General features: G+C 37.0%; 18 protein-coding genes. 9 read left to right on the top strand and 9 right to left on the bottom strand.

The window, feature by feature from the left end; translation table 11 throughout:
* Window positions 1–19 precede the first annotated feature (19 nt).
* The 3 genes from ACOTZD_RS12000 to ACOTZD_RS11990 are packed head-to-tail and all read left to right on the top strand — an operon-like array spanning window position 20 to window position 875.
* The gene (locus tag ACOTZD_RS12000; RefSeq protein WP_075262028.1) at window positions 20–268 is read left to right on the top strand and encodes a hypothetical protein; all 249 of its coding nucleotides are present in this window, start codon (window positions 20–22) and stop codon (window positions 266–268) included.
* A 37-nt stretch (window positions 269–305) separates the two neighbouring features.
* On the top strand, window positions 306–515 hold the full coding sequence (locus ACOTZD_RS11995; RefSeq protein WP_156183414.1) for a hypothetical protein: 210 nt from the start codon (window positions 306–308) through the stop codon (window positions 513–515).
* Between the two features lie 3 nt (window positions 516–518).
* Window positions 519–875 carry a hypothetical protein gene (locus ACOTZD_RS11990; protein WP_156183416.1) on the top strand — a complete coding sequence of 119 codons (357 nt, stop codon included), beginning with the start codon at window positions 519–521 and terminating at the stop codon, window positions 873–875.
* Window positions 876–887: 12 nt separating this feature from the next.
* Here ACOTZD_RS11990 and ACOTZD_RS11985 read toward each other — a convergent pair whose 3' ends face one another.
* Genes ACOTZD_RS11985 through ACOTZD_RS11970 form a run of 4 tightly spaced genes read right to left on the bottom strand, consistent with a single transcriptional unit; the run spans window position 888 to window position 2,568 of the window.
* A complete protein-coding gene (locus ACOTZD_RS11985) occupies window positions 888–1,190 on the bottom strand; it encodes a hypothetical protein (RefSeq protein WP_032993641.1) in 303 nt (100 codons plus the stop codon).
* Between the two features lie 3 nt (window positions 1,191–1,193).
* The gene (locus tag ACOTZD_RS11980; protein ID WP_156183418.1) at window positions 1,194–1,517 is read right to left on the bottom strand and encodes a hypothetical protein; all 324 of its coding nucleotides are present in this window, start codon (window positions 1,515–1,517) and stop codon (window positions 1,194–1,196) included.
* Window position 1,518: 1 nt separating this feature from the next.
* A complete protein-coding gene (locus ACOTZD_RS11975) occupies window positions 1,519–2,127 on the bottom strand; it encodes a hypothetical protein (protein WP_048240994.1) in 609 nt (202 codons plus the stop codon).
* A 9-nt stretch (window positions 2,128–2,136) separates the two neighbouring features.
* Window positions 2,137–2,568 carry a hypothetical protein gene (locus tag ACOTZD_RS11970; RefSeq protein WP_059363519.1) on the bottom strand — a complete coding sequence of 144 codons (432 nt, stop codon included), beginning with the start codon at window positions 2,566–2,568 and terminating at the stop codon, window positions 2,137–2,139.
* Window positions 2,569–2,607: 39 nt separating this feature from the next.
* On the opposite strand from ACOTZD_RS11970, the gene ACOTZD_RS11965 reads away from it, so the two are divergent.
* Entirely contained in the window at window positions 2,608–3,054 is a 447-nt protein-coding gene (locus ACOTZD_RS11965; protein ID WP_234903200.1) for a glycoside hydrolase family protein, read from the top strand.
* Window positions 3,055–3,097: 43 nt separating this feature from the next.
* On the opposite strand, the gene ACOTZD_RS11960 is transcribed toward ACOTZD_RS11965, so the two are convergent.
* Genes ACOTZD_RS11960 through ACOTZD_RS11945 form a run of 4 tightly spaced genes read right to left on the bottom strand, consistent with a single transcriptional unit; the run spans window position 3,098 to window position 4,998 of the window.
* Window positions 3,098–3,367 (bottom strand): hypothetical protein, encoded by a 270-nt coding sequence (locus ACOTZD_RS11960; RefSeq protein WP_048241000.1) that lies wholly within the window; start codon window positions 3,365–3,367, stop codon window positions 3,098–3,100.
* Between the two features lie 41 nt (window positions 3,368–3,408).
* Entirely contained in the window at window positions 3,409–3,738 is a 330-nt protein-coding gene (locus ACOTZD_RS11955; RefSeq protein WP_174402065.1) for a hypothetical protein, read from the bottom strand.
* A gap of 20 nt (window positions 3,739–3,758) precedes the next feature.
* Entirely contained in the window at window positions 3,759–4,541 is a 783-nt protein-coding gene (locus ACOTZD_RS11950; RefSeq protein ID WP_174402066.1) for a phage terminase large subunit family protein, read from the bottom strand.
* Window positions 4,453–4,998, bottom strand: coding sequence for a hypothetical protein (locus ACOTZD_RS11945; RefSeq protein ID WP_174402067.1), 546 nt, complete (start codon window positions 4,996–4,998; stop codon window positions 4,453–4,455). Before ACOTZD_RS11945 ends, ACOTZD_RS11950 begins: the two co-directional genes overlap by 89 nt.
* A 166-nt stretch (window positions 4,999–5,164) precedes the next feature.
* Here ACOTZD_RS11945 and ACOTZD_RS11940 point away from each other — a divergent pair, with 166 nt between their 5' ends.
* Window positions 5,165–5,974, top strand: coding sequence for a chaperonin (locus ACOTZD_RS11940; RefSeq protein WP_214574057.1), 810 nt, complete (start codon window positions 5,165–5,167; stop codon window positions 5,972–5,974).
* 41 nt (window positions 5,975–6,015) lie between these two features.
* Here ACOTZD_RS11940 and ACOTZD_RS11935 read toward each other — a convergent pair whose 3' ends face one another.
* Window positions 6,016–6,690, bottom strand: coding sequence for an EAL domain-containing protein (locus ACOTZD_RS11935; RefSeq protein WP_174402502.1), 675 nt, complete (start codon window positions 6,688–6,690; stop codon window positions 6,016–6,018).
* A 196-nt stretch (window positions 6,691–6,886) separates the two neighbouring features.
* On the opposite strand from ACOTZD_RS11935, the gene ACOTZD_RS11930 reads away from it, so the two are divergent.
* The 4 genes from ACOTZD_RS11930 to ACOTZD_RS11915 all read left to right on the top strand — a co-directional run bounded on the left by ACOTZD_RS11930 (window position 6,887) and on the right by ACOTZD_RS11915 (window position 9,446).
* Complete coding sequence (locus tag ACOTZD_RS11930; protein ID WP_048241023.1) at window positions 6,887–7,222, top strand: hypothetical protein; 336 nt, start codon at window positions 6,887–6,889, stop codon at window positions 7,220–7,222.
* Between the two features lie 60 nt (window positions 7,223–7,282).
* Entirely contained in the window at window positions 7,283–7,846 is a 564-nt protein-coding gene (locus ACOTZD_RS11925) for a hypothetical protein (RefSeq protein ID WP_156183426.1), read from the top strand.
* 9 nt (window positions 7,847–7,855) lie between these two features.
* On the top strand, window positions 7,856–8,461 hold the full coding sequence (locus tag ACOTZD_RS11920; RefSeq protein WP_048241027.1) for a hypothetical protein: 606 nt from the start codon (window positions 7,856–7,858) through the stop codon (window positions 8,459–8,461).
* A gap of 238 nt (window positions 8,462–8,699) precedes the next feature.
* The gene (locus ACOTZD_RS11915; protein WP_048241029.1) at window positions 8,700–9,446 is read left to right on the top strand and encodes a hypothetical protein; all 747 of its coding nucleotides are present in this window, start codon (window positions 8,700–8,702) and stop codon (window positions 9,444–9,446) included.
* Window positions 9,447–9,646 lie beyond the last annotated feature (200 nt).

The following is a 9,646-nucleotide window of genomic DNA, read 5'->3' as shown; positions in this document are numbered from 1 at the left end:
GGGTATTTAGGAAATAATAATGAAAAGCCTAATTATGATCTTTGTCCCATTAGTTTTAACGGGATGTGCAGCAGTACAATATAATGATGGTAAAACTGTCAGCATTCAGTCTGATGGTTGGTATGGTTTAGATAGTTTACAAAAAACAGCTAATGAAGCATGTCAGCAGTATGGAAAGGAAAAAGCAACCTATGTTCATAGTGCTAACATGAATCCTCATTTACCTAAAGGTAGTGGTGTACAAAATACAATTTGGAAGTGCGAATGACTTATCAAGCATTCATTTACAATATGAGGATAGGATTTTGACAGAAGAACAATTTGAGGCTAATTACCCTAAAGAGCATTTTACATATGCTCGCAAAAGCTTTAGAGCTAAGGGAACAATGGGGCAAACCGAAATCGAGGTATTTGATATTATATCTAAGGAAACAGGCGAAGTTGTTCGTACAGCGACACGAACTGAGCATACTAATTTGCGTGGGTTAGATACTACTGTTAACTGGGATTGGTAAAAAATGAAACTAACTCCGCTTGTAACTATTGTTTTGGTTGTAGGAGCATTTTTTGGGTTACTTTTCTTATACAAAGTAACAGTAGCATTAGGAATGGTATCTCTGACCCTAACCGTTCTGGGAGGAACTGACTTCGTCAAAAATAAATTCCAGTATCTAAAATTACCTTGGTCTAACAATCAATCGGATGTATGGACTGTCTGTAGTGTTGCAGTAGCCATAACTGGTACTGCAATTGGGATTTGGAAAAGAGAATTCTCATGTTTAGAAGGGATATCATACAGTGTATTGATTGTTTTCTTGTGTTTCATAATGTATAAATCAGCAAAAATGCATGAAGCGAAAAAAAAAGCCCCTTAAGGGGCTTTCTTATTAGTTTCCACTAAGTAACAAAACGATGATTCTGATAATGTCAGATAGTGGGAAAGAGAATAAAACGATACCAAAGTAATCTAATATAGGTACTAAGATATAGTTATACACAAGAATACCAGTACACGCATAACCTAAAAATGATCTCCAGCCTCTACCAGCTTTGATCTCTTCACGGTTTGTTTCCTGTGCTTCATTCGTTTTTTCTGTTTCAAGTTCGTCTTTAGATTTTTCAACTTCGGTTTTATTCTTGGTAAAAAGGCTAATCCCTGATTTGATAAGATCCATGATAATACTTAACATATTTTATCCTTGTATTTGGCAAACACAAGAAACTACGCGATGACCTTTAAAAATGTGGTTGTAAGATAATAGTACCTTTACTTCTACTTTTTCTTTTAGTAGTTCAACCATCAATACATCATCCTCATATACTTTTGGTGTTGTATGATGATGAAAACTATATACGATTAAATCGCCCTTTGTTTTATCAACCTTCTTTTTTATGAGCTTACTACCAGATAGTGCTTTATCATATGGTAAAGTAACACTTACTGGTTGGATTGTCTGAAAAGAAAAATATGTTAGTACAGAATGATCATAACATGGGAAATTTTCTAAGTTATCCATCTTACTTCCTCCAACGATAATCAAACGTACCGCGTAATGTTCTTAATTGTTCTATTACTTGTTTCTCGGTTTCATCGTAGAAATCAAACAATGGTTTTCTACCAACGGAACCATAATAACCAATCACCCTTTGTTCACGAGCCAGTTTAGGATTACGTTTAGAGGATTTCTTGGTAGTGTCGATTAAGTACGTGTTACCGTTCCTACTCTTCACCTTTTTGTATTTATCACTCTTGGTTCTTGAACGTAGTTGTGCAATGTTACCTTGCTTAGTTAACTTAGCATTCTGATACGGTATGATCTTCCCTTTATTAACATTCTTATATGCCGGATCAAGAACGTACTTTAGATATGATGCTTGATTAGGTAGTAGGATGATCTGGTTAACTGACTTGAACTCACTTATCTTTCTAAAGTTAAAGTACATACTTTTTCCAGTAAACGCTACACCACCACCTGCTACATCATTATCAATTTTTCTTTGAATGTGCTGTGTAACTATACGCATACGGCTACTTAATTCTTTTTTTAATTCTTGTCCTATCTTTGGGCTATTCTTGTTTATGAATCGCTTCATATCATTAGGGCTATTGCTGTTTCTCCAAGCCATGTCTATTCCTTAATTTAGTATTTCATATAATGATTGAAGGATTCCACGGATACGTACCGCATCTTTCCCACTCGGTAATCTCGCCTTATGCATTACAGCAAGATTTAGATTTCCCGTTTTTAGTCCTTCATTAATGATTAATGCTGTTTCTACAAAAAGAGTTTCTTTCATCGAAGGGAAAGCCCATAAGATAGTACGAGTGAAATTTAATCCTTCTTCAATCTTGGAATTTACTATCTTTGAACTTGAACTGTACTCACGCCATCCGTTTTCTACAGAATTATCTTTTAGTTTCTTAATATCCTTAACTCTCTTGTACATCTGCTTACTACCTATGTAGCTTGTATTATCTTCAAATTGGAACAAGTACACGAAACCTACATAACTACCGTTAGTTAATTCTTCTTCACTCCAATCTTCGTTGTATTGCCATGCTTCCATATAAATACCTTATAAAAATTATCATAAGGTATTTATTTAATGGACATAAAAACGAGACTAATAGAATATGAGGGTTCACGAGCATATCAAACACGCATGGGGTACTTTAGAAACAACAGGTATTACCCATATAGGGATAGTGAAGGATTCTATACCGTAGGATTCGGGCATAAAGTACTACAAGGTGAAATTTTCAATAATGGTATTACTGAGGTTGAAGCACTTCATCTACTTGACAAAGATATTGCTATAGCAGAAAGCCAGCTAAGTAAACTGAACCTAACCATTCCTAAAGATTGGCAAGAATTCATGATCATAATGGTTTTTCAACTTGGTCTATCTGGAACGATGAAGTTTAAAAAGATGATTCATGCACTTCGCGATGCCAACTACCCCGAAGCAATTAAACAAGCTAAAGATTCTCTATGGTATCGTCAGACACCTAAAAGAGTTAACGCGATGATCGCACAACTAACAAATAAGTAAAAGAAAAGGGATAGTATCAGTTACGGTACTGTCCCTTTTTTAGTTACTGCTTTGATTGTTCAAGAATAGTAATAATCCTTTCAAGTTTGATATCCAATTCGTGAATTTGAATTTCAAGGTTTCTCAAAGTTTCTTTCATCTTGTCTTGTTCGTCGCTTAAACGTGTAATATTACTATCTTGTACCGCAATAGTTGTTTCAAGATCAGATACACGACTTAGTAAGTCATTAGTATCTTTTGTATTGTCACGGAAGATAGAATATAAAACCCCTAAACCACTTATAACCAGAGCAAAAAGTGTCCCAATATCCATTAAGAATTTCCCTATGTTATATAATTTGGTAATAGTATTTATTACGCATTATATAAAGGTTGCTCACCAGCACGGTATAAGAATGAAGACCAGTTAGCAGGAACATTAAGTGAAGCAATACCACTACGTGAAGTTAGGCACATTACATATATATAATTCCAGTTACCACGACCAACAGCAGGTACATAAATTGAATTTAATCTAAACGATGTTGAACTACCGCCGTTACCAGCATCATAGTAAAATAGATTCGTTAATCCAATTCCATCACCACCCATACGAATATAGAAGTACTGACGTTCATATGAGGTCAAGCTAATAGATAAATCACTATCAAAGTAACGTGGGAAATCTTCACCACGAATACGCAACGCTATATAGTGTTGGTTAGCTACTGGATCATTAGCGGCCTGACCACCTGAAACAATATGTGAACCAAAGATATCAGGCGTTGTTCATCACCGCACTTAGGGCAAGGCACATGAAAGTAACGCTGATCGCTCATAGCAAATTCCTGGCATATGGGATCATCCGGTACTAACGGTGTGGAACACATCATGATTAGTGAATCGCGGAATGATTCACAGCGTTGGGATACGAGGGCGATTGGATTACCCTCATCACCATCAGTTTCTACGCCTGAGATCTCGTCACAAAAGACACGTTTAGCAGTTAGGCCACGTAGTGTAGATGGTGAGTTAAGAGATACAAAGTAATTGAATGTACCAACTGTTGTTTCCTGGGTAGTGGCATCATTTGTTTTTGTTTTATCTGATTTACTCGTTATTAATTTAGCAAGTGATGGTGTTAGTTGAATTGTTGGATCGTACTTACCATTCTTGTACTTCTTAACTGTGTTTGCTGTTGTACCAGCAATAACCATATTTGATGGATCGTGCTGTAGAAAGTACAATGAAGCACCAGTAACTATTGTTGTTTTTAAAAGCTGTGCTGAACTCATTAGCACAACCTTACGTACTCCAGGTTCAATAATTGCATTAAGTGGTTCTTTCTGGAATTCGTATAAACGCATTGGTGAACCTTGTAACTCACCATCACAAAACTTTAAGTTCTTCTCTACCCAATCACTCGGTTTTATCTTCTGAGGCGATAGGATGTTCTTCACTGCCTGATTCAATATCTTCAATAATTTCTTCTGATTCTGAAATTCCATTTTCATATTCTTCTATTTCTTCCTCGTACTCGTAATTTCCAATATCACGTAGTACTTCATCTATTTTATCTTTGTGTGTTTCCCTCAATTGGTTAGCATCTTCACTACTGAATAGTTCAACGTATGTTGTGTTAGGAATACTACGCAACATGTTCTTTAGTTGAAGTAAGTAGCTTGATAGTGATTCTGTTACATAATCAACTTCGATTAGATTGCGTCTTAGCTGATCAGCATTCATTTCTTCAATGTCTGCTTTCGCTTTTGCTAAACGTAATTGTTCACGTTGGGTTTCTTCTTTTAGATCTGTTTGTCCTCTCAATGGTGTTAGTACGTTGTCCTGTACCCATTGATATATTTCTTCGTCTGTTTGGCTTATATCTAAGCCTCTGGCTTTCCAATCACGGCTAACAGTTGCCGGATCATAACCGTATATATGTGATAGTTGTAGGTATGTCATAAAACGTCATTGAATGAATTAGGTTCAAAACCTTATATATTTTTTAAAAAGGGTGCGGCGAAACTACGCGGTCTTTAGAAGGTTCAGGGAGAACCTATTTTTTATACTTGATTATTTATTCAATTAAATTTATATTCTTTTTAATTGTCATGAAGGATAAGAACGCATGAGCAAAATTACAGAAAGACTTAAGCATGTAAGAATTGACGAGGGTTACTGCAATATATGTGGGAATTTTGGGAGACTAACCCGAGATCACGTACCGCCCAAGAGTGCATGTAAACCGGAGAAAATGCTTCAGAAGTCTGTTGTAGAATATTTTTCACTAAGTGAAGTTCGCCCTCTTGATGCTAAAATAGGCACGACTTTTAAAACTATATGTATCAAATGTAATAACGACCTGTTAGGCTCGCTTGATAATGAGATTGGTAAAGTCACAAAAGAATTTACGTTACTACTAAAACATTATTTTAAAGGTACACCATTTCCTTCCAACATCATTTCCTTCAAAGCCGATGTTGTTACATTTACACGAGCAATGGTAGGTCATTTGCTTGCAGCTACTTCAGTAACAGATTGCCTAAACCCACCTGTTGATTCACCTTTCTACACCCCTTTAAAACAATTTGTGCTTGGTAAGAATGAGGACATACACGCTACTCACGACTTTTACTATTGGTTTTATCCTCACAAGCTGCAAATAACAGCCCAAACTGTTGGCTTCTATAACAATGGTCATAACTGTGTTTGTTCATGCCTACATTTCTACCCTATGGCTTTTTTAATAACACAAGCTGGTCAAGGTACATTTCCAGCACACGCAACACAACTCACGATGAATGATAAGAAACTGTACTTCAACATGACTTCAAGTAATTTCAAATATGTTTCTTTTCCTTTTGTTCCTCTTGAGGGTAACCAGATGACTTTAATGAGTTCTGGTCATACCTGCGTCAGCTACCCAAGCAATAAATAAAATTTGATACGTTTTAGGGCCACTTAAGGAGTGGCCTTAGTTTAAATTAAAGTATCTACCTTTAGAAAATTTACTGACCTATATAGATAACCTTGTACCGCCGTTACTCCAGCATCGTGTAGTACTGGTAACTCTTGCCGCTGCTCTACACCCTCAACAATCACATACGGGCAGTACTTCATGATGTTCTTCATCAGTACGTTGAATGTGGGTTTCTGTACTTCCTGACGGTAGAACGCTCTATCAATTTTGACCGCTTCATAGCATCCAGTGGTTAACGCCGCTAAGTTAGCCCGACCGGAACCAAGATCATCAAGAAACAGGCGATAGCCAACGTTTAACAGTGTTCTCAATACTGGATGTTCACTACCCAATTCAAGCCCTTCAAAGTCCTCCGAGATCTCCAGCCTTATAAACTCAAGCTTATCCAGTAGTTCAATGATTTCCCTATCAAACACACATAGCCGTGCCTGTAATGTATCAACGTTAACAGTACAGAAGAGCCGGTGATCCCTGAACCATGACGCACGTAATTCGATGGCCTGTAGTTGTCGCTTGAGTAGTTCCCTCTTCCCTTCCACATCCATAGCCATGATGTAGTACTTGCTGTTTAGTACTGGCAGATCTTCACGGTGGAAGCGGGTTAACAGTTCGCACCCTACGAGCTGGCCTGATGTTGTCACGATTGGTTCTGCTATGAACGTTGTAGTGATCATTCCTTTTATCTCTTTAATCGATCGATACTTAATTATTGATCGTTATTATCTATTATAGAAGTCGATTTCTAACTGATTAATGAGAGTTAACCTATTGAATATGATCGTTTTTACTGAATTGTTAGCGTTTCGTCTTGCTTAAGGCCATTTTACTGTATAAATTCACAGTATCTATCAATGTGTGGTGGGTTAAGAAATGGGCAATAAGAACCTGTTTGATCCAAGCGTAAAAAAGGGTGTTCAAGTTTATTGGCAGTGCGGGCAACGGGTAGTTGTTGTTCATTCGGGCGGGTACTTAGAACGTCTTGAAGAAGGGCAATGTGTCTTGTTCGAGACAACTCCTCATGAGGATGGTACTCGTTTATTCTGGTTCGGTGTGGCCTCAAGTAACGCATACTACTTTATGCTTGAAGTAGCTCAACCCGTGGATATCTTTGCTGTTGGTAGTTGGTTCTATGCACAACAAGCTATGTTAGAGGCCCAGGATAAGGATGATGCATTCTGTGATATGCAGGGTGAGTTGCCGTTTTGATAGCACCATCAACAATGTTGTGGTACATACAATACAAAAGATTGTATCGGGAAGGGATTCATGGATTGGGGCAATGGTTCAGATCTGATTAGTGCTGGATGTAATGCTGTAATGGCAGGTGTAGCTGTGTATGCTGCTGCAAAAGCTAAAGATTGGCTTTCACCTAAAATCAATGAGCGAAAATTTAAATTTGCAGATGAGCTTATTGATCAGTTTTGTAAAATACAGCAGGAGGGGTTTTACCTGCATAGTGATGTGAAACAAATAATCAATACAGATCCAGATGAACAAGGTGATGTTGAGCTATTCCGAAAACGCTGGAACGCGATATACCAGCGGGAAATTGAATATAGAAGGAACATTATCAATCTTCGTACCACAATGGAACGCATGGATTTATGGGGATTAAAACCTAAAAACGAAGTACACTTCACAGACCTTATTGATTCACATTTAGGCCTGGCATATAAAATAGAGGAATCGTTATCTATTGGAGCAGATGAAACCAGATTACGGTTACAAAACAGCTTTGAGTATGACAGACAAATCAGTGAATTTTACAAAATTGTTCGAGGCTCTCATAATAAGATAATGAAACACTATAGTGAATTATTTGTTGATTGAGGATATGCTATGGCTTGGTATGATATCACTGGTACGGTAGCTGATTGGGTTATGGCAGGTGTTGCAGTATACGCTGCTGCAAATGCTAATCAGTGGTTCTCACAACGATCACACACAAAAGGTTTTGATAAAGCCGAACAACTGTTATCCGATATCGATGAACAATACAGTAAAACTAAAAATTACATATCTGAATTACATGATGCGTTTGAATACTTGAAAGCTGTCGATGAACGCATAACTTATGTTGATGGAAACAAAGCTCATGATTATCAAATGCTTATTCTAAACCACACGTTTGATATTCAAAGAATAGACGAGCTATCAGAAAATTTGGAAATGATTGAAAGGTGGTCGTTATTTTTAAAAGACAAAGACATAATTAATGACGTGCTAAAAAAGCTTCGTGATTCAAGTGTCTCCGCTTTTAATGCTTCTTCATTAGCAAAAAGCTGTATATATGTTGCTGAACATATTGGCATGGATGAATTCAGTACTTCATTCAAGCAATTCAAAGTACATTATAATGATTATATTAAGGACTTGGCAGAAACGGAACAGAAACACCTTAAGTTCAAAAAAACAAAATTTATTGATTTGTTTCAAGTAAAATAAATCCCCTAATGAAGGTTTATTCGATCACATTTTCTTTCAGCTAAAGCTCTTACGAATGGCTTGAATGCTCGCTCTTCTGCATCTTGACGCAAATCCAAAAAAATCTGAGTTTCACGCCACACCCACACCTTCAACAAACCTACCCATCGTGGGGGGCGTGAGGTTGTGAGTGTACTTGATTGCGTTTACAGTGGTAAAGTACTTGTGCTGATTATCAAGACAAAAGGAGCATTTATAGATGGTTTGCAGGAAAACCAATATCGCCCTTATCTCTATTGTTGGAGTACTATTAATTTTAGCAATTTTGGTACTCATTAAGGTTCTCTTCGCTGATGTCAAGGGATTTGAATGGGGATCATTTACGGATTGGTTAAGTGCCATTGGGACATTTGGTACTTTCATAATTGCTATCATCGCGTTAATGAAAGTGCCAGATTGGATGGTACAGAAACACTATGATATTGCCTACAATATTATTGAAAATGCTGTGTACAAAGATCTTGCTGATGTACGTTCAAAAAGCTTGTATGCTAAAAACCTCATATTAAACTTAACTAAAAATATCTCTTATGCTGTTAGAATTGATGGTGCAAATGAAGAAAGTCAATCTCTAATCGAAGAATTATACAAAGAGTTAGAAGTTCACATAGATGAATATCATCGTCTAACATATGGGATAATAAACCAGCTACAGTCAGTGTCACGCACTAACTATGACGTTAGTTCCTATGCAAACGACATTAAAAATTTCATCAAAAAAACATCGGATGATTACAATAATATTAGTGTAAATGCTTTTATGGCATTTGCCGAGTACGGTAGCCACTTCTATACAGATCAAAAAGCTAAAGATGCTTTTGAGAAAGAATTGTTTGATATCCGTCATGATGCATTAAAAAACAACACGTATATTAGGAATGAGATCAATAAAGTTTACTCCGAAAACAGACCAATAAAAGATTTCATTATCCGTAAAAAGAAATAAAGCCCCTATTGGGGCTTCTTTTTGCAATTAATTTCTTTTGTTGTGGAACTTACTGAGGGCTAAGCGTATGAGCAGGAACAGTACCGTAGCGTAGATGAGTACCATCACGATTAAGGCTATGAACCTTACTGGATCTGCATCAGCTTCGTATGACCCGCTCAGGCCGGAACCGAAAGTACTATAGGCGGTATCCATAGCCC

The sequence above is a fragment of the Enterobacter cloacae complex sp. SHL022 genome (genome assembly GCF_049237785.1).
Classification (GTDB): Bacteria; Pseudomonadota; Gammaproteobacteria; order Enterobacterales; family Enterobacteriaceae; genus Enterobacter; species Enterobacter hormaechei_C.
This window is presented reverse-complemented; position numbering and strand designations above follow the sequence as displayed.